The sequence below is a fragment of the Streptomyces sp. NBC_01217 genome, from assembly GCF_035994185.1.
Lineage (GTDB): Bacteria > Actinomycetota > Actinomycetes > Streptomycetales > Streptomycetaceae > Streptomyces.
Window position 1 is genome coordinate 5885709 of the sequence record NZ_CP108538.1, and the last position, 25536, is coordinate 5911244.

Below are 25536 nucleotides of genomic sequence, written 5' to 3' on the forward strand. Positions count from 1 at the left end.
GATCCGAGAGAAGCGCAAGCCACCCATGCCCACGCGCCACGACATCCGTAACGTAGCCATCGTCGCCCACGTCGACCACGGCAAGACCACGCTGGTCGACGCCATGCTCAAGCAGGCGGGCGCCTTCGCCGCGCACGCCGCCGAGCACCTCGACGACCGCATGATGGACTCGAACGACCTGGAGCGTGAGAAGGGCATCACGATCCTGGCCAAGAACACGGCCGTCAAGTACCACCCGAAGGATGGCGGCGACGTCATCACCATCAACATCATCGACACCCCCGGCCACGCCGACTTCGGTGGTGAGGTCGAGCGCGGCCTGTCGATGGTGGACGCGGTCGTCCTGCTGGTCGACGCGTCGGAGGGCCCGCTCCCGCAGACCCGCTTCGTGCTCCGCAAGGCGCTGACGGCCAAGCTGCCGGTCATCCTCTGCATCAACAAGACGGACCGTCCGGACTCCCGGATCGCCGAGGTCATCGACGAGACGTACGACCTCTTCCTGGACCTGGACGCCGACGAGGACCAGATCGAGTTCCCGATCGTCTACGCCTGTGCCCGTGACGGCGTCGCCTCGCTGACCAAGCCGGAGGACGGGACCGTCCCGCAGGACAGCGACAGCCTGGAGCCGTTCTTCAGCACGATCCTCTCCGCGGTCCCGGCCCCGGAGTATGACGACGACGCGCCCCTCCAGGCCCACGTCACCAACCTGGACGCCGACAACTTCCTCGGCCGTATCGCGCTGTGCCGTGTCGAGCAGGGCGAGCTGCGCAAGGGCCAGACCGTCGCGTGGATCAAGCGCGACGGCTCGATGTCCAACGTCCGCATCACCGAGCTCCTGATGACCGAGGCGCTCACCCGTAAGCCCGCCGAGAAGGCCGGTCCGGGCGACATCTGCGCGATCGCCGGTATTCCGGACATCATGATCGGCGAGACCCTGGCCGACCCCGAGAACCCGATCGCGCTGCCGCTGATCACGGTCGACGAGCCGGCCATCTCGATGACCATCGGTGCGAACACCTCGCCGCTGGTCGGCAAGGGCGGCAAGGGCCACAAGGTCACTGCCCGGCAGATCAAGGACCGTCTGGACCGCGAGCTGGTCGGTAACGTCTCGCTCCGTGTCCTGGAGACCGAGCGCCCCGACGCCTGGGAGGTCCAGGGCCGTGGTGAGCTCGCGCTGGCCATCCTCGTCGAGCAGATGCGCCGTGAGGGCTTCGAGCTCACGGTCGGCAAGCCGGAGGTCGTCACCAAGCAGGTCGACGGCAAGACGCACGAGCCGATCGAGCGTATGACGATCGACTCCCCCGAGGAGCACCTCGGTGCGATCACGCAGCTGATGGCGACCCGCAAGGGCCGCATGGAGACGATGACGAACCACGGGTCGGGCTGGGTCCGCATGGAGTGGATCGTCCCGTCCCGCGGCCTGATCGGTTTCCGTACGGAGTTCCTGACGCAGACCCGTGGTACGGGCATCGCGCACTCCCTCTTCGAGGGCCACGAGCCGTGGTTCGGCGAGCTGCGCACCCGTCACAACGGCTCGCTGGTCGCGGACCGTTCGGGTTCGGTGACGCCGTTCGCGATGGTCAACCTCCAGGAGCGCGGTGTCATCTTCACCGAGGCCGGCACCGAGGTCTACGAGGGCATGATCATCGGCGAGAACTCGCGCGCCGACGACATGGACGTGAACATCACCAAGGAGAAGAAGCTCACCAACATGCGTGCGGCTTCCGCTGACACCACGGAGAACGTGGTGCCCGCCCGCAAGCTGTCGCTCGAGCAGTCGCTGGAGTTCTGCCGCGACGACGAGTGCATCGAGGTGACCCCGGAGACGGTCCGTATCCGCAAGGTCGTCCTGGACCAGAAGGAGCGCGGCCGCTCCGCGTCGCGCGCCAAGCGCTGATGGCTCGTCAGCAGTTGCTGTCCGCAGCAATAGCTGTTTGAGCCATTGACATCGGGCCGGGGCCCCCGCAGACACTGTGGGGGCCCCGGTGTTTCGTCAACTCGATTTCCTGCCCGAGGTGTCCGGTTATCGAGCGTCGCTCTCCGGAACATGTGTTAACAGTCCGTTTCGGGCGTGTCTGTCTGGGATCAGTTTGTCCGGATTTCGGTCATCCGGGCGTGGCTGATGTTGTCAAACCGAGACCCTTTAAGTGTGGTTTACGGCCCGGGCGTACTTAATAGTTGGCTCCATTGAGCTCGGGTCAATGGGTCACGCACTGTGGGGAGTGCCGACTCACGAGCACACTCTAGGCACTGAAACGATCACCGTCAGGGGTGTCGGTGTATCACTCCAGTGCCTTTCTTGTAGTCAAAAGTGGACTCATGAGGAGGAAACCCATGCGTGGTGCCAAGAGCGCCAAGTGGGTCGCGGGAGCGGCATTCATCGCCCTGGCCGCGACGGCCTGTGGTGGCGGCAAGGACGGCGGTTCGGGCAGCGACGACGCGAGCCAGAAGTGGGACCCGAACGGCATCGTCACGATGGCGTCCGGTGAGCCGCAGAACCCGCTGCAGCCGGCCAACGTCATGGAGTCCTACGGCTCCGACGTCATCAAGTCGGTCTTCGCCCAGCTCGTCGACTACGACGAGAGCGGCAAGATCGTGATGGAGAACGCCGAGTCCGTCACCACCACCGACTCGAAGACGTTCACCGTCAAGCTCAAGGACGGCTGGACCTTCCACGACGGCACTCCGGTGACCGCCAAGTCCTACGTGGACGCGTGGAACTGGGACGCCGCCACCAAGAACAACCAGCAGAACGCCTCCTGGTTCTCGGACATCAAGGGCTACGCCGATGTCCACCCGGAGAAGGGTGCGCCGAAGGCCGAGACCATGTCCGGTCTGAAGGTCGTCGACGACAAGACCTTCACCATCGAGCTCTCCACCACGCTGCCGTACTTCGAGTACAAGCTGGCGTACACGGTGTTCTCGCCGCTGCCCGAGTCCTTCTACAAGGACCCGAAGGCCGCGGGCGAGGCCCCGATCGGCAACGGCGCCTACAAGTTCGTCAAGTGGGAGCACAAGAAGTCGATCGAGGTCGCCAAGTACGACAAGTACAAGGGTGACAACGCCGCGCAGAACGGTGGCGTGATCTTCAAGAACTACACGACCCCCGAGGCGTCCTACGCGGACCTGCGCTCGGACAAGCTGGACGTGGTCGACCAGATCCCGACCGCTTCGCTGCCCAACTTCCAGCAGGACCTGGGCGACCGAGCCGTCAACAAGCCGTTCTCGGCCATCACGACGATCGGCATTGCTTACTACAGCAAGCAGTGGAAGGACGTCGATCCCAAGGTCATCCAGGGTCTGTCCATGGCGATCGACCGTGCCACGATCACCAAGACGGTCCTCAACGGTCTGCGTACCCCGGCCACCGGCTGGGTCGCCAAGGGCGTTCTGGGTTACCAGGACGGCGCGGCCGGCGACATCACGACGTTCGACCCGGCGAAGGCCAAGGCCCTCATCAAGGAGGGTGGCGGCGTTCCGGGCAACAAGATCTCCATCCAGTACAACACCGATGGTGGTCACAAGGACTGGGTCGACGCGGTCTGCAACAGCATCCGCCAGGCCACCGGTGTCGACTGCGTCGGCGACGCCAAGGTCGACTTCCAGGCCGACCTGAAGGCGCGTGACGCCAAGCAGGTCAAGTCGATCTACCGTTCCGGCTGGGTGCTCGACTACCCGGTCAACGCCAACTTCCTCCGTGACCTGTACGGCACGGGTGCGGCGGGCAACCAGGGCGGCTACTCCAACAAGGACTTCGACGCCCTGACGAAGAAGGCCGACGCCGCCAAGACGCTGGACGAGTCGGTGAAGCTGTACCAGGACGCTGAGAAGTCCCTGGTCAACAGCATGCCGTCGATCCCGCTCTGGTACTACAACGTCAACGGTGGCCACTCCAACAACGTGAGCACCGTTGAGTTCGGCCAGGACGGTTCGCCGATCTACAACACCATCAAGGTGAAGGCGACCAAGTAAGTACTCGGGACTGTTTCCGGTAGGCGCCGTTTCGGCGGCGCCACTCTGGAGCGACAGCAGCCGGCGGGGGCGGGCCTTGGACTCGTGGATGAGTCCGGGGACGCCGCCGTCGGCTGCCTCTGCGATTGACATGGAGGCATGATGGGGCGTTATGTCGCACGACGACTGCTCCAAATGATCCCGGTATTCCTGGGAACCACCTTTCTCATCTTCTACATGGTGTATGCCCTGCCCGGCGATCCCATCAGGGCACTGTGGGGAGAGAAAGCGGCCGACCCGGCGCAGGTAGCGGCCCTGCGTCATCAGTACGGCCTCGACCTGCCGCTGTGGCACCAGTACTGGGACTACCTGGTCAAGCTGGTCCACTTCGACTTCGGCAGCACCTACACCGGGCGCCCCGTCAGTGACTCGATGGCCATCGCCTTCCCGGCGACCCTGCGCCTGACCATGGTGGCGTTCGTCATCGAGGTCGTGCTCGGCATCGGCCTCGGTGTGCTCGCCGGTCTGCGCGCGAAGCGTTTCGTCGACAACATGGTGATGGTCTTCACCCTGCTGGTCATCTCGATTCCCGTCTTCGTGCTCGCCTATGTCCTGCGAGAAGTGTTCGCCACGAACCTCGGCTGGGTGACACCCTCGGTCCAGGACGACACCAACTTCAGTCAGCTCCTGCTGCCCGGTTTCGTGTTGGCGACACTGTCCCTCGCGTATGTGGCGAGACTTTCGCGGACGTCGATCGTGGAGAATTTGCGCGCCGACTACATGCGCACCGCAGTCGCCAAGGGCCTGCCCCGGCGGCGTGTGGTGGGCGTGCACTTGATGCGCAACTCCCTCATCCCCGTCGTCACGTTCCTCGGCACCGACCTGGGCGCACTGATGGGCGGCGCGATCGTCACCGAGGGCATCTTCAATGTGCAGGGTGTCGGCAATCTGCTCTATCAGGGCCTGACCCGCCGCGAGGGCGCGACCGTCGTCGGTGTAGTGACCGTGATCGTTCTCGTCTTCCTCATCACCAGCCTGCTCGTCGACCTGCTGTACGCGGTCCTGGACCCGAGGATCCGGTATGCCTGACACTCTCACCGCACCGGAGGCCGCTGCGGACGAGGCCGACAAGACGCCGAAGGCTCAGAAGAAGGAGCGCGCCGGCAGCCTGTGGTCGGACGCCCTGCGGGACCTGCGGCGCAACCCGCTGTTCCTGATCTCGTCGGTGCTGATCCTGCTGATCCTGTTCGTCGTGGCGGCCCCCGGCCTCCTGACCGATGTCTCACCGCGCGACGGCGACCTGACGAACCACTTCCTCACGCCGCCGAACTACTCGCACTTCTTCCAGGCCGACTGGTTCGGATACGACAACCAGGGCCGCAGCGTCTACACCCGAGTGGTCTACGGCGCTCGCGCCTCGGTCATCGTGGGTGTCTCCGTGACGCTGCTGACCGCTGTCTTCGGCGGTCTGGTCGGGATGCTGGCCGGCTACTTCGGCGGCTGGCTGGACGCACTGCTCTCGCGCATCGTCGACATCTTCTTCGGCATCCCCTTCCTGCTCGGCAGCATGGTCGTCCTGAACGCCTTCACCGACCGCAAGGTCTGGGTCGTCGTCCTGTCGATGGTCTTCCTCGGCTGGACACAGTCGGCCCGCATCATGCGCGGTTCCGTCATCTCCATCCGCTCGGCCGACTACATCCAGGCGGCCCGGGCGCTCGGCGCGGGAACCTGGCGGATCCTGATGCGGCATGTGCTGCCCAACGCGCTCGCGCCGCTGCTCGTCGTCTCGATGATCGCGCTCGGCGGGTACATCGGGGCCGAGGCCACCCTGTCCTACCTGGGTATCGGTCTTCAGGACCCGACGATCTCCTGGGGCATCGACATCTCGACCGCCTCGGGTGTCATTCGCAACGATCCGCACGTGCTGTTCTTCCCCGCAGCCGCTCTGAGCATCACCGTGCTGGCGTTCATCATGCTCGGCGACGCCGTGCGCGACGCCCTTGACCCCAAGCTGCGCTGAGGGAGACGTACGTGAGCACCATCGATACCAAGCCGGTCGTCCCTGGCCAGCGCGCCGAGGACGACCACACCGGACCTCTGCTCGAGGTCCGCGATCTGCACGTGGAGTTCCACACCCGGGAGGGCGTCGCCAAGGCGGTCAACGGGGTCAACTACTCCGTGAACGCCGGTGAGACCCTCGCCGTGCTCGGTGAGTCCGGGTCCGGCAAGTCCGTGACCGCGCAGGCGATCATGGGCATCCTCGACATGCCGCCCGGCAGCATCCCGCAGGGCGAGATCCTCTTCCGCGGCCAGGACATGCTCAAGATGTCCAACGAGGAGCGCCGCCAGATCCGTGGCCAGAAGATCGCGATGATCTTCCAGGACGCGCTCTCCTCGCTGAACCCCGTACTGACCGTCGGCTACCAGCTCGGCGAGATGTTCCGGGTGCATCAGGGGCTGTCCAAGAAGGAGGCCAGGGCCAAGTCCATCGAGCTGATGGACCGGGTCCGCATCCCGGCCGCCGCGGCCCGGGTCTCGGACTACCCGCACCAGTTCTCCGGCGGTATGCGCCAGCGCATCATGATCGCCATGGCGCTGGCCCTGGAGCCGGACCTGATCATCGCGGACGAGCCGACCACCGCGCTCGACGTGACCGTCCAGGCCCAGGTGATGGACCTCCTCGCGGAGCTCCAGCGCGAGTACCACATGGGTCTGATCCTGATCACGCACGACCTCGGTGTCGTCGCGGACGTCGCGGACAAGATCGCCGTGATGTACGCGGGCCGGATCGTCGAGACGGCCCCGGTCCACGAGATCTACAAGCGCCCGGCGCACCCGTACACCAAGGGTCTGCTGGCCTCGATCCCGCGCCTGGACCAGAAGGGCCAGGAGCTCTTCGCGATCAAGGGCCTGCCGCCCAACCTGCTCAACGTGCCCTCGGGTTGTGCCTTCAACCCGCGCTGCACGATGGCGCAGGACATCTGCCGTACGGAGACCCCGGCCCTGCGCCCGGTGACCGAGCAGGACGGCACCGAACTGGTCGGACGCGGCAGCGCCTGCCACTTCTGGAAGGAGACGATCCATGGCTGACATCACCAAGGAGCCCGTGGACGCCACCCCGAACGTCACCGAAGTGGAGACGGTCGCCGCCGCCACCGAGGCGGAGGCGGTCGCCGCCATCGAAGCACCGGTGTCGAAGGGGGAGCCGATCCTCCAGGTCCGCAACCTGGTCAAGCACTTCCCGCTGACCCAGGGCATCCTGTTCAAGAAGCAGGTCGGCGCGGTCAAGGCAGTGGACGGCGTCTCGTTCGACCTGTACAAGGGCGAGACGCTCGGCATCGTGGGTGAGTCCGGCTGCGGCAAGTCCACGGTCGCCAAGCTTCTGATGACCCTGGAGCAGGCGACCGCGGGTGAGGTCTTCTACAAGGGCCAGGACATCACCAAGCTGTCCGGTCGCGCGCTGAAGGCCGTGCGCCGCAACATCCAGATGGTGTTCCAGGACCCGTACACCTCGCTGAACCCGCGCATGACGGTCGGCGACATCATCGGCGAGCCCTTCGACATCCACCCCGAGGTAGCCCCGAAGGGTGACCGGCGACGCAAGGTCCAGGAGCTGCTGGACGTCGTCGGGCTCAACCCGGAATACATCAACCGCTACCCGCACCAGTTCTCCGGCGGTCAGCGCCAGCGCATCGGCATCGCCCGCGGCCTCGCGCTCAACCCGGAGATCATCATCTGCGACGAGCCGGTCTCCGCGCTCGACGTGTCGGTGCAGGCGCAGGTCATCAACCTGATGGAGAAGCTGCAGGACGAGTTCAACCTGTCCTACCTCTTCATCGCGCACGACCTGTCGATCGTCCGGCACATCTCGGACCGGGTCGGTGTGATGTACCTCGGCAAGATAGCCGAGATCGGTACGGACACGGAGATCTACGACCACCCGACGCACCCCTACACCCAGGCGCTGCTGTCGGCGGTCCCGGTCCCGGACCCCGAGGCCCGTGAGGGCCGTGACCGGATCATCCTCACCGGTGACGTCCCCTCGCCGGCGAACCCGCCGTCGGGCTGCCGCTTCCGTACGCGGTGCTGGAAGGCCCAGGACAAGTGCGCTGTGGAGGTCCCGCTGCTGGCGGTCCCCGAGCGTTTCAAGTCCGTGGACACCCCGGCCGCGCACGACTCGGCGTGCCACTTCGCCGAGGAGAAGGACATCGTCGGCGCGGCCTCGTAGCACGGCGCGTGTGACGCGAAAGGCCCGGAACCTCCCTGAGGTTCCGGGCCTTTCGCCTTCTTCGACGTACCGTCACCCTCCGCGGTTGTGGCGGTCCGTCAATGTCCTTGCTCGCAAGGCTACGAGTACTGGATGCCCCACAGGTTGCTGCTCTTTCGGACTTCGTCCAGGTCCTGCCCACGGAGACGCTGAACGAGGTCGACGCCTTGGCGAAGATGACCCCGGCTTCGGCGCCGACGGTGGCGGTACCGGTGGCCGTCCAGCTGCCGGTCTTGTTCTTGGCGTAGCTGATGGTCACACCGGGCTTCGCCCAGTCGCTGTGCACGTTGGTGGCGCGCCAGACGGTCTTCTTGTCCCCGATCGAGTAGATCGGGTTGTCGTCGCACTTGGTGCCGGCCGAGGCCGGTGCGGCGGACACCGCCACAGCTCCCGCGCTCAGCAGCGCGGTGGAGAGAACGGTGCTCATGACACGCTTCACGTAGATCCTCCGGATTCGGGGTGTTCCTGTTGGGTACGTGTCAGATCCTGTCACTCAAGTGCCGGACGAAATATGGGATTTGAGGGGCTATTGAGCTTTGGTGGCGGGGTGCGGACGTGATCGTTGCTTCGTCCCGGCACCCGAATGGCTCCGTGACACAGGTACACGTACGGGCGCAGATATGATGCATTGGTCACGTTATGAGGTGATATTTGGCTCTACGTGTGAGGAAGATCTAGAGGAGGCACTCCATGCGCGGAGCCACACAGGCCAAGTGGGCCGCATGTGCGGTGGCCGTCGCCCTCGCGGCGACGGCATGTGGCGGAGGGGACAGCGGCGGCGGCGGTGGCGCCGACGGAGTCGTGAGCTCCTCCTGGGGTGACCCGCAGAACCCGCTGGAGCCCGCGAACACCAACGAGGTGCAGGGCGGCAAGGTCCTCGACATGATCTTCCGGGGACTCAAGAGGTACGACCCGAAGACCGGCGCGGCCATCGACATGCTCGCCGAGAAGATCGACACCAAGGACAGCCAGAACTTCACCATCACCGTGAAGGACGGCTGGACCTTCAGCAACGGCGAGAAGATCACCGCGAAGTCCTTCGTGGACGCCTGGAACTACGGGGCGCTGCTGAAGAACAATCAGAAGAACGCCTACTTCTTCGGTTACATCGACGGATACGACAAGGTCCACCCAGAATCCGGCAGCGCCACCGCGAACACGCTCGCCGGCCTCAAGCTCGTCAACGACCGCACCTTCACGGTCAAGCTGACGCAGAAGTTCTCCCTCTGGCCCGACACCCTCGGCTACCCGGCCTTCGCCCCGCTGCCCAAGGCCTTCTTCACCGACCACGCCGCCTGGGTGTCCAAGCCGATCGGCAACGGCCCGTACACCATCGACAAGTACACCAAGGGCTCGTCGATGAACCTGCGCAGGTGGGACCAGTACCCCGGGGACGACAAGGCGCAGAACGGCGGCATCGACCTCAAGGTCTACACCGACAACAACACCGCCTACACCGACGTGTTGGCCGGCAACCTCGACCTCGTCGACGACGTGCCCGCCTCGCAGCTGAAGAACGTCAAGGCGGACCTCGGCGCCCGGTACATCAACACCCCGGCAGGCATCATCCAGACCCTCGCCTTCCCCTTCTACGACAAGAAGTGGGACACCCCCGGCGGCATCAAGGTCCGTCAGGGCCTGTCGATGGCGATCAACCGTGACCAGATCACCAGCCAGATCTTCCAGAAGACCCGCACGCCCGCATCCGACTGGACCTCCCCGGTCCTCGGCGTGGACGGCGGCTTCAAGGAGGGGCTGTGCGGCGCACCCTGCGAGTACAACGCGGCGAGTGCCAAGAAGCTGATCCAGGAGGGCGGCGGCATCCCCGGCGGCCAGCTCAAGATCACGTACAACGGGGACACCGGCTCCCACAAGGAGTGGGTCGACGCCGTCTGCAACAGCATCAACAAGGTCCTGGGCAACAACAAGGCCTGCGTCGGCGCCCCTGTCGGCACCTTCGCCGACTTCCGCAGCCAGGTCTCCCAGCAGAAGCTGACCGGCGCCTGGCGGGCCGGCTGGCAGATGGACTACCCGCTGATCCAGAACTTCCTGCAGCCGCTGTACTACACCGACGCCTCGTCCAACGACGGCAAGTGGAGCAACAAGGCCTTCGACGGCCTCGTCGACCGGGCCAACGCCGAGTCCGACCGGGCCAAGGCCGTCTCCACCTTCCAGGACGCGGAAAGGGTCCTGGTCGAGCAGATGCCCGTCATTCCGCTCTGGTACCAGAACGGCAGCGCGGGCTACTCGGAACGGATCAGCGATGTGTCGCTGAACCAGTTCAGTGTCCCGGTGTACGAGCAGATCAAGGTCAAGTGACCCGTCGAGGCCGGGTGGCCGGTGCCTTCCTGGCACCGGACGCCCGGCTTCCGCATCCCCCGGCGTGTCACCCCCAGCCCCGAGCCTCTGACCCCCGCGACCCCCGGAGCCCTTCATGGGACGTTATGTGATCCGGCGGCTGCTGCAGATGATCCCGGTCTTCTTCGGCACCACGCTGCTGATCTTCCTCATGGTGAATGTGATGGGCGACCCCATCGCGGGTCTCTGCGGAGACCGCCAGTGCGATCCGGCGACCGCCGCCCAGCTCCGCTCGGAATTCGGCCTCGATAAGCCGGTCTGGCAGCAGTACGCCACCTACATGGGCAATGTCTTCACCGGCGACTTCGGCACCGCGTTCAACGGCCAGAAGGTCACCGAGCTGATGGGCACCGCCTTCCCCATCACCATCCGGCTCACCATCGTCGCGATCGTCTTCGAGGTCGTCATCGGCATCACCCTCGGCGTCATCACCGGTCTGCGCCGCGGCCGGCCCGTCGACACCACGGTGCTGATCCTGACCCTGGTCGTCATCTCCATCCCGACCTTCGTCACGGGTCTGCTGCTCCAGCTCCTCCTCGGCGTGGAGTGGGGCGTCATCAAACCGTCCGTCTCCCCGGAGGCGCCGTTCAACGAGCTCCTCGTCCCCGGACTCGTCCTCGCCTCGGTCTCCCTGGCGTACGTCACCCGGCTCACCCGGACCTCGATCGCCGAGAACGCCAGCGCCGACTACGTCCGTACCGCCACCGCCAAGGGCCTCCCCAGGCGCCGGGTCGTCCTGCGGCATCTGCTGCGCAACTCGCTGATCCCCGTCGTCACCTTCATCGGTACGGACGTGGGCGCCCTGATGGGCGGGGCGATCGTCACGGAGCGCATCTTCAACATCCACGGCGTCGGCTACCAGCTCTACCAGGGCATCCTGCGCCAGAACTCCCAGACCGTCGTCGGGTTCGTCACCGTCCTGGTCCTCGTCTTCCTGGCGGCCAACCTGATCGTCGACCTCTTGTACGCCGTACTCGACCCGAGGATCCGCTATGCCTGAGCAGACGCCGGACGAAGCGATCTCCCCGGGCGGGGCAGGAGCCGCCATGGATCTCGCCCTGGCGCAAGGGGAGACGCTGGAGAAGACACCGGGCGGCCCCGAGGGCACCGGACCGGCCGAGAAGCCCCGGAGTCTCTGGTCCGACGCCTGGCGCGACCTGCGCCGCAACCCGGTCTTCATCATCTCGGCCCTGATCATCCTCTTCCTGGTGATCATCTCGATCTGGCCGTCGCTGATCGCGGACCAGGACCCTCTCAACTGCGACCTGGGCAAGGCCCAGGAGGGCTCCCAGCCCGGCCACCCGTTCGGCTTCGACGGCCAGGGCTGCGACGTCTACACCCGTACCGTCTACGGGGCCAGGACATCGGTCACCGTAGGCGTCTGCGCCACCGTCGGAGTCTCGATCCTCGGCGGCATCCTGGGAGGGCTGGCCGGCTTCTTCGGCGGCTGGTGGGACTCGTTCCTCTCCCGTATCACCGACATCTTCTTCGGCATCCCGGTCGTCCTCGGCGGACTGGTCTTCCTCTCCGTGGTGACCAGCTCGACCGTCTGGCCGGTGATCGGATTCATCGTGCTGCTGGGCTGGCCGCAGATCGCCCGTATCGCCCGTGGCTCGGTCATCACCGCCAAGCAGAACGACTACGTCCAGGCGGCCCGCGCACTCGGCGCCTCCAACTCCCGGATGATGCTGCGCCACATCGCCCCCAACGCGGTCGCCCCCGTGATCGTCGTCGCGACCATCGCCCTGGGCACGTACATCTCCCTGGAGGCGACCCTCTCGTTCCTCGGCGTCGGTCTGAAGCCGCCGGCGGTCTCCTGGGGCATCGACATCTCGGCCGCCTCCCAGTACATCCGCAACGCCCCGCACATGCTGCTCTGGCCCGCCGGAGCGCTGGCGGTCACCGTGCTCGCGTTCATCATGCTCGGCGACGCGGTGCGCGACGCCCTCGACCCCAAGCTGCGCTGAGGAGCCCGTTGCCATGTTGCTCGAAGTGCGCGATCTGCACGTGGAGTTCCACACCCGGGACGGGGTGGCCAAAGCCGTCAACGGGGTCAACTACTCGGTGGCCGAGGGCGAGACGCTCGCGGTCCTCGGCGAGTCCGGCTCCGGCAAGTCGGTCACCGCACAGGCGATCATGGGCATTCTCGACATGCCGCCGGGGAAGATCAGCAGCGGCGAGATCATCTTCAAGGGCCGCGATCTGCTGAAGCTCAAGGCCGAGGAGCGCCGGAAGATCCGCGGCCAGGAGATGGCCATGATCTTCCAGGACGCGCTGTCGTCCCTCAACCCCGTGCTCAGCGTGGGGGACCAGCTCGGCGAGATGTTCGTCGTGCACCGAGGCATGTCCCGCAAGGACGCCCGGGCGAAGGCCATCGAGCTGATGGACCGGGTCCGCATCCCGGCCGCGAAGGAACGTGTCGGGAACTACCCGCACCAGTTCTCCGGCGGCATGCGCCAGCGCATCATGATCGCCATGGCGATGGCGCTGGACCCCTCGCTGATCATCGCGGACGAACCCACCACGGCCCTCGATGTGACCGTCCAGGCCCAGGTGATGGATCTGCTCGCGGAGCTCCAGCGCGAGCTCAACATGGGGCTCATCCTGATCACCCACGACCTGGGCGTGGTCGCGGACGTCGCCGACTACATCGCCGTGATGTACGCGGGCCGGATCGTGGAGTCGGCCCCCGTCCACGAGATCTACAAGGCCCCCGCCCACCCGTACACCAAGGGCCTCCTCCAGTCGATCCCACGGCTGGACCAGAAGGGCCAGGAGCTGTACGCGATCAAGGGACTGCCGCCCAACCTGCTGCACATCCCGCCCGGCTGCGCCTTCAACCCGCGCTGCCCACTGGCCCAGGACATCTGCCGTGGCGAGGTGCCGCCGCTGTTCGAGGTGGCCCAGCACCGCGAGAGCGCCTGCTACTTCTGGAAGGAGACGCTCGATGCACGCTGACCGGACGGAGCCGATCCTGGAGGTCCGCGACCTCGTCAAGCACTATCCGCTGACCCAGGGCATCCTGTTCAAGAAGCAGGTCGGTGCGGTCAAGGCGGTCGACGGCGTCTCCTTCCAACTGGCTGCGGGCGAGACCCTCGGCATCGTGGGGGAGTCCGGCTGCGGCAAGTCGACCGTCGCCAGGATGCTCGTCCATCTGGAACAGCCGACGGCCGGCTCGATCACGTACAAGGGCGAGGACGTCACCAAGCTGTCCGGCCGCGCGCTGAAGGCCGTACGGCGCAACATCCAGATGGTGTTCCAGGATCCGTACACCTCGCTCAACCCCCGGATGACGGTCGGCGACATCATCGGGGAGCCCTACGAGATCCACCCCGAGGTGGCCCCCAAGGGCGACCGGCGCCGCAAGGTGCAGGACCTGCTCGATGTCGTGGGTCTCAACCCGGAGTACATCAACCGTTATCCGCACCAGTTCTCCGGCGGCCAGCGCCAGCGCATCGGCATCGCCCGCGGTCTGGCCCTCAACCCCGAGATCATCGTCGCCGACGAACCCGTCTCCGCCCTCGACGTCTCCGTACAGGCGCAGGTCGTCAACCTGCTGGACCGGCTCCAGTCGGAGTTCGGGCTGAGCTACGTCTTCATCGCGCACGACCTCTCGATCGTCCGGCACATCTCCGACCGGGTGGGCGTGATGTATCTGGGCCGGATCGTCGAGACCGGCACCGACGAGCAGATCTACGACCACCCCACGCACCCGTACACCCAGGCGCTGCTGTCCGCCGTCCCGGTGCCCGACCCGCTGGCCCGCGAGCACCGGGAGCGGATCATCCTGCACGGTGACGTCCCCTCGCCCGCCAACCCGCCCTCCGGCTGCCGCTTCCGCACCCGCTGCTGGAAGGCGCAGGAGCGGTGCGAACTGGAGGTGCCACTGCTGGCCGTCCCGGCGGTCTTCCGGCTGACGGACACACCCGCCGCGCACGACTCGGCCTGCCACTTCGCGGAGGAGAAGCAGGTGGTGCCGCCCGGGGAGACGGTCACGGAAGAACCAGGGGCGCAGGAGGACGGCGTGGACGAGGAGACGGACGGGCCGCCGCCTTCCGGGAGCGGCATGGCCGAGTGACCACGGACACGTTAACGCACGGGCAACTTGACCGTCTCACGTCCGATATACGAACGCGCCAGCATGGTCCGCGTACGGCCGTGCGGGTGCCGTGAACCGGCCGGGGTGACTTCAAGTCCCCCCGGCCGGTTGCCCGTTGGCTCACCCCCGGCGGGCCCCTGTCCGGCCGCCGTGCCGTCTCCCGCAAGGCCCCTTGTACGGCGCCCGGAGACGGTGGAGTATCGCTCGCGTGATACTTACACGGGGGGCGAGAATCACCGGCGCCCTGCTCTGCGCCCTGCTCGCTCTGATCGTCGCGGGCTGGCTCGCGCGGGACGTCGCAGCGGTCGACGAGCCCGCGGATCTGGTGCGGTACTGGGGCGCCCACTCCGACGTGCGGCTCTCCGCGGTACCCACCACCTCGGCCAATGACGTGGCGCTGCTCGTGGTGTATCTCGTCGCCGCCTTCGCGGCCCTGCGCTCCGCGGTGGCCGCCACCGCGCTGGTCGCGACCGGAGCGGTGACGCTCGCCATGCGGCTGCCCGGGCTCTGGAACATCGGTGACTCCGCGATGAACGCCCGCTTCACCGACGACCTCCGCGCCCGCGCCCTGATCTGCACCTTCGCGGCCCTCGCGGCGGGCATCGCCCTTCTCGTCACCGCGGGGGCCGGCCGCAGGGAGCCGCGCGACTCCACGGAAAGCACCCCGACGCGCCCCGGCCGTGGCGCGGGTGTGACCGCCTTCCTGCTGCTGGGCGCCTCGGGTGCGCTCGTGATCGCCTGGGACATCCGGCAGGTGGTGCGCGACCCCGGCCTCCTCCCGGACTGGTACGTGGGCGGGGACGCGTTCTTCCAGGCGCTGATCGACCCGCCGCCCGGCTGGAGCGACATGCTCATCGCGCTGCTGTGCCTGTACGCGGCCGCGAGTGCGCTGCTGCGTGCGGTGCACGCGCGGCCTTTCGGCCTGATAGCCGCCGGACTGCTGCTCACCGGCGGGGCGGCGGGAGTGTCCCGCGCCGTGCACTACAAGATGCTCGACCACTTCGCCGATCTGCCGGTCGAGGACCGACTCGTGGTGCTGACCTGGGTCTCCGAGGTGATCGTCGGTGCGGTGGTGCTGATCGTGCTGGCCCGGCGGGGCACCGCCGAAGCCCCGCCCCGGCCCCATCAGGGCTATGGGCAGGGGTACGGCTATCCGCGGCCCGGCGTCTTCGGCCCGCCGCCCCCGTCCCAGCCCCCGCCGGGCTGGTGACGGGCGCGGCCGCCCACCGCTGCCGGGTTACCCCCGAAGCCCCAACGACCGCTTCAGGAAGTCCACTTGCAGGAGCAGCAGATTCTCCGCGACCTGCTCCTGCGGCGTCATGTGCGTCACCCCGCTGAGCGGCAGCACCTCGTGCGGGCGCCCCGCCGAGAGCAGCGCCGAAGACAGCCGGAGCGCGTGCGCGACCACCACGTTGTCGTCCGCCAGACCATGGATGATCATCATCGGCCGGACCTCGTCCGCGGCCTCCGACAGCCCCTCGTCCGTCAGCAGCGAGTTGTGCGCGTACACCTCGGGCTGCTTCGCCGGATCGCCGAGATAGCGCTCGGTGTAGTGGGTGTCGTACAGCCGCAGATCGGTCACCGGAGCGCCCACCACCGCCGCGTGGAAGACGTCCGGCCGCCGCAGCGCGGCCAGGGCCGCCAGATAGCCGCCGAACGACCAGCCGCGGATCGCCACCCTGCCCAGGTCCAGCGGGAACCTCTCGGCGAGTGCGTGCAGCGCCTCGATCTGGTCGTCCACGGTCAGGACGAGGTTGTTCCTGACGGCCTTCTCCCAGCCCGGCGAACGCCCCGGTGCGCCCCGGCCGTCCGCGACGACCACCGCGAAGCCCTGGTTGGCGAACCACTGCGACGTCAGATGCGGATTGTGGGCGGCGAGCACCCGACGGCCGTGCGGCCCGCCGTACGGGTCCATGAGCACCGGAAGCGGTCCGTCCGACTCGTTGTACCCCTCGGGGAGCAGCACGGCGCACGGAATTCGCCGTGCGCCCCCCTCGGTGAGGTGCACCCGCGCCGACAGGACCGGCTCCTGCGCGAAACTCTCGACGACGGCGACCGGCTTGCCGTCCCGGAGCGCCTCGGCACGGGCCCCCGGCCGCTCCGGCGACTGGGAGACCAGCACCGTCACACCGCCCGCGCGGACGGCCGAGTGCACCCCCACCCCTTCGGAGACCCGTTCGACGCCCAGCTCGTTGACCCGGTACACATGGCTCTCGCCGGTCTCCGGCTCCGCGGCCTCCTCGCCCGCCGACGCCGACACCAGGACATCCGAATCACCGATGTCCAGCACCGCCTGCAGCTGCAACTGCGCCCCGGTCAGCAGCCGGTCGCCGACCGCGAGCACCCGCGCCCCGTCCTCGTCCGCGATCCGCACGAGCCGCCCGTCCGGCGCCCACGCGGGCACGCCGGGGAAGATTTCCAGCCATACCGGGTCCTCGTCGACATGCACCGTCCGCGTCGCACCGCTCTCGGTGTCCACCGCGAGGTAGAGCTGGCTGCGCTGGTCACGGGCCTGCACGAGCAGCAGCGGAGCCCCGGCCGACGACCAGTGCACCTGCGCCAGATACGGGTGCCGCGCCCGGTCCCAGACCACCTCGGTACGGGTGCCGTCCAGGCCCGTCAAAAAGAGCCGCACCTCGGCGTTGGGCGTCCCCGCCGCCGGGTACGCGACCTCGGCCGGCCTGCGGTCCGGGTGCGCGGGATCGGCGATCCACCACCGCTGTACGGGGCTGTCGTCGACCCGGGCGACCAGCAGCCGGTCCGACTCCGGCGACCACCAAAATCCCCGCGAACGCTGCATCTCCTCGGCCGCGATGAACTCCGCGAGGCCGTACGTCACGCCCCCGTCCTCCGGCTCCGCGAGCGCCCTTTCCCCCTCGCCCTCGGCGCCCACCACACGCAGCGCCCCCTTGGACACATACGCGATGTGCCGCCCGTCCGGCGACGGCCGCGGGTCGATCACCGGACCCGGCACCGGCAGCGCCCGCGCCGTACCCGCCCGCAACTCCGCGACGTACACCTTCCCGGAAAGCGCGAAGGCGGCCAACTCGGCCGCCGCGTCGACCGCATAGCCGACGATCCCCGCGGAGCCCTCACGGCTGCGCTCGCGCCTGGCCCGCTCCTGGGCCGACAGCCGCTCCGCCGAACCGCCGAGCAGCGTCTCGGGGTCGGCGACGACGCGCTCCCGCGGAGCGCCGCCCTCCGGCAGATCCAGCACCCACAGCCGGCCCGAGCGGTCCGTGCCGGAGCCCGACCGCAGGAACACCACCCGCTCCCCGTCGGGTGAAACGGTGAACGCGCGGGGAGCGCCGAGGGTGAACCGCATGGTCCTGGCGTGCTGGCGGGGGAACGAGATCTTCTGCGAAGTCATGGGCCCGAACCTAGTCCCCGACCACCCGGTCGTGCGCCCCTCGTGCTGCTGTGCCCCGATCAATGCGGTGCCACGGATAGTTATGATCCGTAGCGCTCGGTGGGTAAGAACCTGCTGGCTCCATGTGTGCTGCCCGACCCGACCGTACTGATGGAGGTGAACCGCCGTGGCACTCTCGATTTCGGCGGTGGTGCTGCTGGCGATCGTCGTCTTCCTGCTGATCCGGAAATCCGGACTGAAGGGCGGACATGCGGTGGTCTGCGCGCTGCTCGGTTTCTATCTCGCCAGCTCGTCCATTGCGCCCAGCATCTCGAACCTGACCACGAACGTGGCGGGCATGATCGGCAGCCTCAAGTTCTGAGGCGCGGCTCGTCGGCGGCCGGGGCACGGGCGCGGTCGGTGCACGGGGCGCCCGGCTCGTAGGGTGGTCCCCATGACGGACCATCCCGCCCGGCGTCTGCTCCTGGTGCACGCGCACCCCGACGACGAGTCGATCAACAACGGCGCCACCATGGCCAGGTACGCGGCCGAGGGTGCCCAGGTCACCCTGGTGACCTGCACGCTCGGCGAGGAGGGCGAGGTCATCCCGCCCGCGCTCGCCCATCTCGCCTCGGACCGGGACGACATCCTTGGCCCCCACCGCCGGGGCGAACTCGCCGCCGCGATGAAGGAACTCGGCGTCACCGACCACCGGCTCCTCGGCGGCCCGGGCCGCTTCCGCGACTCCGGAATGATGGGCGCGGAGCAGAACCACCGCCCCGGCGCCTTCTGGGACGCGGACGTGGACGAGGCCGCAGGTCACCTCGTGGAGGTGATCCGCTCGGTGCGCCCGCAGGTTCTCGTCACCTACGACCCCGACGGCGGCTACGGGCACCCCGACCACATCCAGGCGCACCGCGTCGCGATGCGCGCCGCGGAACTGGCCGCCGACCCCGCGTACCGCACCGGACCGGCCGCCGCGCAACCGGACGGCCCGCACACCATCGCCAAGATCTACTGGAACCGGGTGCCGCGCTCGGTCGCCGAAGCGGGCTTCGCGCGTCTGCGGGCCACCGCGCCGGACGCCTTCCCGGGGATCGCCGCCGTCGACGACGTACCGGGCGTGGTCGACGACGCGAGGATCACCGCGCAGATCGACGGTGCGGCCCACGCGGCGGCCAAGGGCGCGGCGATGCGGGCCCATGCCACCCAGATCGCCGTGGACGGGCCCTTCTTCGCCCTCTCCAACGACCTCGGCCAGCCCCTCTTCACCAGTGAGTACTACGAGTTGGTGCGCGGCGCCTCGGGAGCCCCTCAAGGGGCCCGCGAGGACGATCTGTTCGCCGGAGTCCCGGAGGCAAGGCCATGAGCGGCGGAAAGCAGCGCACACCGCGCCCCGGCGCACCCGCAGGGGACGCGCGGGCCACCGGGCTCGCCGCGCCGCTCGATCCCGGGCGGATCGCCGTCTACGTGGGCCTCACCGTCCTCGGGGCGCTCGTCGGGATCGCCGGGGCGCTCGTCCAAGCCGCCTGGTTCCCCGCCGGGTTGGTGCTCGCGCTGGCCGCCTGCGCAGGGCTGTTCTACGGAGGGCGCTGCGTCTTCGGCACCCAGCTCGGCAGCCTCGCCCCCGCGGCGGGCTGGCTGGTTTCGGTCGTTCTTCTGCTCGGCGGACGGCCGGAGGGCGACTATGTCTTCGGCGACGAACTGGGGCTGACCCTCTTCATGCTGGGCGGCATGGCGATCGCTGTGATCTGTGCCACCATGTCGCGGTCGCCTCAACTGGGCGCCGACAGCGGCCGACCTGGCAAGTAATGTGCCACGTCCGATCCCGTAATGCCCCTTGTCCGTCCGGTGGTCACACAGTCGTTTCCCCCGGTGGCGGGGTGTCTGTCGGCGGCGGCCAGTATGGTGGTTCGCGCGCCGAGCCGTCCCCAGGCCTGCGGCATGGGGGAAGTACGGGCGGCGGAGCCAATCGGGAGAACCTGCTTTGAGTCGTGAAACTGACAGTTCGTCCTCCGGGCCCCAGGGGCACGGAGGCGCCGCGTACCCTTCGGGGACGCCGCCGTACGGATCCCGCCAGTATCCGTCGCTGCACCCCTCGCAGGACGCCCCGGAGGGGGCTCCGGAGCCTGCGGACCCGCCTAGGTCCGAGGAGCCGCGGACCGAGACGACGCTGACGACGCGCATCCGGATCAATATTCCGGGCTCGCGTCCGATCCCGCCTGTCGTCATGCGTACGCCCATGAGCGACGCGGACACCGCCGACGCCGAGCGCACGGGCACCGTCCCGCGCCCCGGCTCGCCCGTGTCGGGCGGTGCGCCGGGTGCGTCCGAGGGTGCGCCGGGTGCCGAGGCGAGAGCCGGGGCCGCGCCCGCGGAACCGGCTGCCGACAAGCCGGCCAGGGAGAAGAGCGGCAGCGACTGGTTCGCCCCGCGCAAGACCCCGGCGAACCCCCCGGCCGCCGGTGGCGGCGACGCCCCCACGGGCGCCGTACCCGCCCCGCCCCGCGCCGACCTGCCGTATTTCTCGGACGGTTCGCAGCGCACGGGCGACCAGGGCGCACCCCACCCCGGCGGCAGCCCCCTCGACGGGTTCGCCCCCGGCGCCCCCGCGGGCCCGGGAGCCGGTCCGCGCCCCACGCCGAACCTCGGAGTGCGTACGCCGGGCCCCTCCGGACCCACCACGGGCCCGGCCGGCGGCACCTCGTCGCTCACCCCGAAGCCGGCCGGAGCGGGCGGCCCCGGCGGTCCGCGGGGCTCCGGCGCCCCCGGCGGCGTGCCCCCGCGCATGTCCGACGACACGGCGGTGCTGACGCCCCAGTTCGCGGCCCCGGCCGCCCCCGGGTCCGGCGGCAACGTCTCCGGTGACACGCTCACCAGCGGCATCCCCGTCATCCCGCCGGAGCGCCGCTCGCCGTCCCCGTTCCCGGGCGGCCCCGGTGGCGGACGCCCCGATCCGACGCCCCGTATCGCGGACGGCGCGATGGGCACCGGACCGGCTGGACCCGGCGCCCCGTCGCACGTCCCGGCCCCCACCCCGCGCCCCGCTCCGGCGCCCGCGCCGTCGAAGAAGAAGGGCCGCTCCAAGCTGGTCCTCCTCTGCGCAGGCGTCGTCGGTCTGCTCGGTGTCGCGTACGGCGCCGGGCTGCTGATGAACCACTCCGAGGTCCCCAAGGGCACCACCGTCCTCGGCGTCGACATCGGCGGCGGCACGAAGGAGGACGGCGTCGCCAAGCTGGACGCCGCCCTCGGCGAGCGCGCCCAGACGCCCCTCCAGCTGTCCGTGGACGGCAAGAAGGCCGAGCTCGCACCGGACAAGGCGGGGCTCGGCCTGGACAGCCAGGAGACCGTGCGCTCCGCCGCGGGCAGCGACTACAACCCGGTCTCCGTCATCGGCTCCCTCTTCGGCGGCAAGCGCGACGTCGACCCGGTGATCCCGGTCGACGAGGAGAAGCTGGGCGTCGCGCTGACGGACCTGGCGGGCGTCTCCGGCACGGCCAACGACGGCACGATCAAGTTCGAGCCGGGCAAGGTCGTCGCCGTACCCGGCAAGTCGGGCAAGGCGCTGGACGTCAACCAGTCGATGATCTCGGTGCGCGACGCGTACCGGGCCCAGGTGCAGACGGGCGCGCCGACCACGGTCGAACTGCCGGTCACCACCCGGGAGCCCACCATCACCCAGGCCGAACTGGACCGGGCGATGAAGGACTTCGCCAAGCCCGCGATGTCCGGACTGGTCACCATCAAGGCCGGTCCCAAGCAGATCCAGTTCGGACCGGCGAGGTCGCTGCCGCAGATCCTCACGATGGTCCCGGTCAAGGGCAGGCTCGTCGAGCACTACGACAAGAAGGCCATCGACACCCTCTGCGAGGGCGTCTTCGACGGCATCATGATCACCAAGGCCGACGGCAAGCAGCACCAGCTCACCGCGGACGACGTGGCGCACGCCATGCAGACCGCACTGCTGGGCAAGACCCCCGCCGAACGAACGGTGACGATCAACCTCAACGGCAACGGCTGACCGGCACCCCCGGCAATCCGCTCCGCCCCCGCCCGAACTCCGGCCGGGGGCGGAGCCGCGTTCCACCTCTCTCAGGGCACGGTCCGCAACTGCCTCGCGACGGCGATCCAGAAGACGGCGGCCCGCAACCGGGCCGAGGCCGTCCGCATCGCCCGCGAGAAGGGCTGGTTGCAGCAGCACGTTGTCACCGGGCTCATGGCTTCGGAAGCTGATGCTCCAGCAGCCAGTCCAGCGCCCGCACGCCGGAGTCGAGCACCGAGATGTGTCCGTCCTCGGGACGCCGCCACAGTTCGGCCGTACGGCAGTGCCGGGCAAGCCACTCGCCGTGCGAGCTGGGCACCACCCGGTCCTCGCCGCCGTGCAGAAGGAGTACGGGCGCGGCCACCCGCGCAGGGTCGAAGCCCCAGGGGCCGACGTAGGCCAGGTCGTCGTCCACCATCGCGCCGATGCCGTTGTCCATGCCCTTCCCGGCCACTGCGCCCAGCCAGGCCCACACACCGTCGAGCGCCGCGTGATCGGCCGGGGTGAACATCTCCGGGTCGAAGTCGCTGGAAATCAGCAGGTCTTCGAGCGCCGCGCGCCCTCGCACCGAGGCGCGCAGCTCGGCCGCGCCGGAGGGCGCCATGCCCGCGAACCAGTCGAGCCCCTCGGCGTCGTACGGCGCCAGCCCCGCCCCGCTGACCGCGCCCACGACCCGCTCGGGCAGCAGCGCGGCACAGGCCAGCGCGTGCGGCCCCCCGCCGGAGTGCCCCATGACCGCGAACCGGCCGATGCCCAGCGTGTCGGCGATCGCCGACACGTCGGCGGCGGCCGATGCGATGTCCCGGCCCGGGTGAGGCGTCGAGCCGCCGTAGCCGGGCCGGTCGTACGACACCCAGCGGATGCCGCGCGCGGCGGAGGCCGGGAAGAGCGGCTCGGGCGGTGCGCCGACGTTCGGTGTGCCGTGGTGCCAGACGACCGTGAGGACGGTGTCGGCCCCCTGGCCGCCGGACTCGTAGACGTGCAGTGTGCGACCGTCGCTCAGTGCGAGATCGGTCTCCGTCACCGTAACCATGCGGCCGAGCCTACTGAGTTGCGCCTACCACTGGCCCCCGTAGCGCTCCTGTTTCCGCTGGAGCCAGGCCTCGATGACATGGGTCTCCTCGGGCGAGGCGTCGCGCAGATCGCCCGCCTTGATGGTCGCCACGAAGTGCACGAACCGCACGCGCCGGTGGTCCCCGTCGACCTCGATGACCTTGCCGGGGCCGTAGATGTCGGTGCCGGTGTGGGCGACGTAGGTGTCCTGCCCGAAGGGTGTTGCCATCGCACTGCCTCTCACTCTGTGTTGGTGATTCAACTCACAGGGTGAGGCTCTTGCGGATACGCTCGCCAGAGGTTCAAGAGTGACTATGCGCCTCGCACGTAAGGGAGTTGCCGGTGGCCATCGAGGACAATCCCGAATCCAGGGTCTCGTACGGCGAGGAGCTACGCAGCCGGCGGGAGGCGGCCGGGTTCACCCAGGAGCAGCTGAGCCAGCGTGCGATCCTCTCGCGCACACACCTGGCGCACATGGAGGCGGGCCGCCGCAGACCGTCGGTGGAGGACGCCAGGAGGCTGGACCAGGTGCTGGAGACGGGCGGCTTCTTCGTACGGTTCCTGCCGACGCTGGACGGACGGAAGGTCGCCGAACACTTCGAGGCCGCGGCGGATTTCGAGCGCCAGGCGACGGTGATCCGTCTGTACGAGCCGAAGTTGATTCCGGGGCTACTCCAGACGGAGGCGTACGCGCGCGAGGTTCTGAGTTCGGGTTTCCCGCCCAAGGGCGACGAAGAGCGTGACAGGCTCCTCGTCACACGCCTGGAGCGGGCCCGTATCCTCGACAACTTCCACTCGCCGGTGGTGTGGGCGCTGCTCGACGAGGCGGTGCTGCGCCGTCCCATCGGCGGTCCTGCCGTGATGGCCAAGCAGTTACGGCACGTTGTGGAGCTGGGGGAGCGGCGACGCGTCCGGGTGCATGTCCTGCCGTTCGCGGCCGGATACCACGCGCTGTTGGAGGGGATGGTCTCCCTGATGTGGTTCGAGGACATGCCACCTGTGGCCTATGCCGAGGGCCTCAAGACGGGACGGGTCTGGGAACTTCCGTCTGTAGTGCGCGATTGCCAGGTGGCCTACGATCACGCTCTGGGGGACGCGCTCTCGCACAAGGCGTCCCTGGCGCTCATCAGGTCGGTCGCGGAGGAATACGAGCATGAAGCCCAGTGAGTACATCGTCCCGGACGCCTCGGCCCTGCCCGCATGGCGCAAGTCCAGTTACAGCGGCGACAGCGGCGGCGACTGCCTTGAGGTCAGCGAGGCCTACGCGACCTGGCGCAAGTCCTCGTACAGCGGCGGCAGTAGCGGCGACTGCCTCGAAGTGAGCGACGACTGCACCGCCTGCGTCCCCGTCCGCGACAGCAAGAATCCACACGGTCCGGCTGTCGTCTTCGCGGCCTCGGCGTGGACGCCGTTCGTCACGGCGGTCAAGGGCGACGGGTTGCACGGCTGAGCGGAATCACGCGCCATCGGGTCAACTCCGGTGCCCGGAAGGCCGGTCGGGGCGGTACGGACTCGGTTCCGTGCCGCCCCGACCGGCCTTCCGGCCCGGCGGTCGGGCGTCAGCCATTCTTGGCGGAGTCGAGGTGAGCGAAGACCACCACGTTGTCCATGTAGTCCTTGACGGTCCTGTTGTACTGGCCGCCGCAGGTGATCAGACGCAGCTGCGCGGACGGGGTGTCGGCGTAGACACGCTCGTCCGGGAACTTCGCCTTGCTGAACGTCTCGACCGAGTCGACCTTGAACGAGGCGATCGAGCCGTCCGCGCGGATGATGTTGATGTCGGAACCGGGCTTGACGAACTGGAGCTGGAGGAACACGGCAGGACCGGTCGTCGTGTCGACATGGCCCGCCACGATCGCGGCACCGCGTTCGCCGGGGGTGACGCCGTCCTTGTACCAGCCCACGAGGTTGGGGTCGTTGGGGGGCGGCGGGTTCAGCTGGCTGTTGGGGCCGAGGGACAGATTGGTGAAGGGCGCGTTGACGGCGATGGACGGAATCTGCAGCCGCGTCGGGACGGAACGAAGCATCGTCGGGCCGGTGACCTTCGACGGGTCGACGGGGCGGGGAGCGGCATGGGAACCGAGGACCTCGGGTACGGCGGGCGCGACGGCGGCGACCGGCGGGGTCGGCGGCTTGTCGTCGGCGGCGGGGTTGATCGAGTTGTAGATGAGGAGCATGCCGATCCCGGCGGCCACGGCGGGCCACATCAGGGCGCGGCCCAGCGTGGTTCCGGGGGCAGTCCGGGATGAGGTGGAGCCGGAAGACTGCGGGACGGCCATGGAACGTGCCTTTCGGTTGCGCGGGGAGTGCGGGAGGTGCGAGGTGCGGGGGTGCGAGGGGTGGGGAAACGAAGCCGTCGCGGCCGCCGCCCCGAGGGACGACGGCCGCGACGCATGAGACGACCGGTCAGCCGTTGG

22 protein-coding genes and 1 pseudogene are annotated in these 25536 nt (G+C 68.6%); 19 read left to right on the forward strand and 4 right to left on the reverse strand.

Annotation, left to right across the window (positions count from 1 at the left end):
- The first annotated feature begins 25 nt into the window (after nt 1–25).
- The 12 genes from typA to OG507_RS26500 all read left to right on the forward strand — a co-directional run bounded on the left by typA (nt 26) and on the right by OG507_RS26500 (nt 15885).
- Nucleotides 26–1897 carry a translational GTPase TypA gene (gene typA / locus OG507_RS26445; RefSeq protein ID WP_327369663.1) on the forward strand — a complete coding sequence of 624 codons (1872 nt, stop codon included), beginning with the start codon at nt 26–28 and terminating at the stop codon, nt 1895–1897.
- A gap of 437 nt (nt 1898–2334) precedes the next feature.
- Nucleotides 2335–3972 carry a peptide ABC transporter substrate-binding protein gene (locus tag OG507_RS26450; protein WP_327369664.1) on the forward strand — a complete coding sequence of 546 codons (1638 nt, stop codon included), beginning with the start codon at nt 2335–2337 and terminating at the stop codon, nt 3970–3972.
- Nucleotides 3973–4113: 141 nt separating this feature from the next.
- Nucleotides 4114–5040, forward strand: a complete 927-nt coding sequence (locus OG507_RS26455) for an ABC transporter permease (RefSeq protein WP_327372098.1) — start codon at nt 4114–4116, stop codon at nt 5038–5040.
- Nucleotides 5033–5971, forward strand: a complete 939-nt coding sequence (locus OG507_RS26460) for an ABC transporter permease (RefSeq protein ID WP_327369665.1) — start codon at nt 5033–5035, stop codon at nt 5969–5971. Before OG507_RS26455 ends, OG507_RS26460 begins: the two co-directional genes overlap by 8 nt.
- 11 nt (nt 5972–5982) lie before the next feature.
- Nucleotides 5983–7041 (forward strand): ABC transporter ATP-binding protein, encoded by a 1059-nt coding sequence (locus OG507_RS26465; RefSeq protein ID WP_442811016.1) that lies wholly within the window; start codon nt 5983–5985, stop codon nt 7039–7041.
- On the forward strand, nt 7034–8179 hold the full coding sequence (locus OG507_RS26470) for an ABC transporter ATP-binding protein (RefSeq protein ID WP_327369666.1): 1146 nt from the start codon (nt 7034–7036) through the stop codon (nt 8177–8179). Before OG507_RS26465 ends, OG507_RS26470 begins: the two co-directional genes overlap by 8 nt.
- 729 nt (nt 8180–8908) lie before the next feature.
- Nucleotides 8909–10537 (forward strand): peptide ABC transporter substrate-binding protein, encoded by a 1629-nt coding sequence (locus OG507_RS26475; RefSeq protein ID WP_327369667.1) that lies wholly within the window; start codon nt 8909–8911, stop codon nt 10535–10537.
- Between the two features lie 115 nt (nt 10538–10652).
- A complete protein-coding gene (locus OG507_RS26480) occupies nt 10653–11576 on the forward strand; it encodes an ABC transporter permease (RefSeq protein ID WP_327369668.1) in 924 nt (307 codons plus the stop codon).
- A complete protein-coding gene (locus tag OG507_RS26485) occupies nt 11569–12543 on the forward strand; it encodes an ABC transporter permease (RefSeq protein ID WP_327369669.1) in 975 nt (324 codons plus the stop codon). Before OG507_RS26480 ends, OG507_RS26485 begins: the two co-directional genes overlap by 8 nt.
- Nucleotides 12544–12556: 13 nt before the next feature.
- Nucleotides 12557–13534, forward strand: coding sequence for an ABC transporter ATP-binding protein (locus OG507_RS26490; protein ID WP_327369670.1), 978 nt, complete (start codon nt 12557–12559; stop codon nt 13532–13534).
- Nucleotides 13524–14654, forward strand: a complete 1131-nt coding sequence (locus OG507_RS26495; RefSeq protein ID WP_327369671.1) for an ABC transporter ATP-binding protein — start codon at nt 13524–13526, stop codon at nt 14652–14654. The genes OG507_RS26490 and OG507_RS26495 overlap by 11 nt, the downstream gene beginning before the upstream one ends.
- A gap of 229 nt (nt 14655–14883) precedes the next feature.
- Nucleotides 14884–15885: a hypothetical protein gene (locus tag OG507_RS26500; protein WP_327369672.1), complete on the forward strand. Its 1002-nt coding sequence runs from the start codon at nt 14884–14886 to the stop codon at nt 15883–15885.
- A 27-nt stretch (nt 15886–15912) separates the two neighbouring features.
- On the opposite strand, the gene OG507_RS26505 is transcribed toward OG507_RS26500, so the two are convergent.
- Entirely contained in the window at nt 15913–18045 is a 2133-nt protein-coding gene (locus OG507_RS26505) for a S9 family peptidase (protein ID WP_327369673.1), read from the reverse strand.
- A gap of 166 nt (nt 18046–18211) precedes the next feature.
- Here OG507_RS26505 and OG507_RS26510 point away from each other — a divergent pair, with 166 nt between their 5' ends.
- The 5 genes and pseudogenes from OG507_RS26510 to OG507_RS26530 all read left to right on the forward strand — a co-directional run.
- A complete protein-coding gene (locus OG507_RS26510) occupies nt 18212–18406 on the forward strand; it encodes a hypothetical protein (protein ID WP_093896879.1) in 195 nt (64 codons plus the stop codon).
- A 72-nt stretch (nt 18407–18478) separates the two neighbouring features.
- Nucleotides 18479–19393 carry an N-acetyl-1-D-myo-inositol-2-amino-2-deoxy-alpha-D-glucopyranoside deacetylase gene (gene mshB, locus OG507_RS26515; RefSeq protein WP_327369674.1) on the forward strand — a complete coding sequence of 305 codons (915 nt, stop codon included), beginning with the start codon at nt 18479–18481 and terminating at the stop codon, nt 19391–19393.
- The gene (locus OG507_RS26520; protein WP_327369675.1) at nt 19390–19836 is read left to right on the forward strand and encodes a DUF6113 family protein; all 447 of its coding nucleotides are present in this window, start codon (nt 19390–19392) and stop codon (nt 19834–19836) included. The genes mshB and OG507_RS26520 overlap by 4 nt, the downstream gene beginning before the upstream one ends.
- A gap of 175 nt (nt 19837–20011) precedes the next feature.
- A complete protein-coding gene (locus OG507_RS26525; RefSeq protein WP_442811017.1) occupies nt 20012–22045 on the forward strand; it encodes a hypothetical protein in 2034 nt (677 codons plus the stop codon).
- Between the two features lie 42 nt (nt 22046–22087).
- Nucleotides 22088–22216 (forward strand): annotated as a pseudogene (locus tag OG507_RS26530) (DNA-binding response regulator); the annotation flags it as partial.
- A gap of 22 nt (nt 22217–22238) precedes the next feature.
- Here OG507_RS26530 and OG507_RS26535 read toward each other — a convergent pair.
- Both OG507_RS26535 and OG507_RS26540 read right to left on the reverse strand, forming a co-directional pair.
- Nucleotides 22239–23099 (reverse strand): alpha/beta fold hydrolase, encoded by an 861-nt coding sequence (locus tag OG507_RS26535; protein ID WP_327369677.1) that lies wholly within the window; start codon nt 23097–23099, stop codon nt 22239–22241.
- Nucleotides 23100–23123: 24 nt separating this feature from the next.
- Nucleotides 23124–23348, reverse strand: coding sequence for a hypothetical protein (locus OG507_RS26540; protein WP_327369678.1), 225 nt, complete (start codon nt 23346–23348; stop codon nt 23124–23126).
- 113 nt (nt 23349–23461) lie between these two features.
- Between OG507_RS26540 and OG507_RS26545 the strand changes: the two genes are divergently transcribed.
- Together OG507_RS26545 and OG507_RS26550 are read left to right on the forward strand one after the other, a co-directional pair.
- Entirely contained in the window at nt 23462–24286 is an 825-nt protein-coding gene (locus OG507_RS26545; protein WP_327369679.1) for a helix-turn-helix domain-containing protein, read from the forward strand.
- Nucleotides 24273–24569 (forward strand): DUF397 domain-containing protein, encoded by a 297-nt coding sequence (locus OG507_RS26550; protein ID WP_327369680.1) that lies wholly within the window; start codon nt 24273–24275, stop codon nt 24567–24569. Before OG507_RS26545 ends, OG507_RS26550 begins: the two co-directional genes overlap by 14 nt.
- A gap of 109 nt (nt 24570–24678) precedes the next feature.
- Here the strand turns inward: OG507_RS26550 and OG507_RS26555 are convergent, their stop codons facing one another.
- Nucleotides 24679–25398 carry a class F sortase gene (locus OG507_RS26555; RefSeq protein ID WP_327369681.1) on the reverse strand — a complete coding sequence of 240 codons (720 nt, stop codon included), beginning with the start codon at nt 25396–25398 and terminating at the stop codon, nt 24679–24681.
- Nucleotides 25399–25536: the final 138 nt, after the last annotated feature.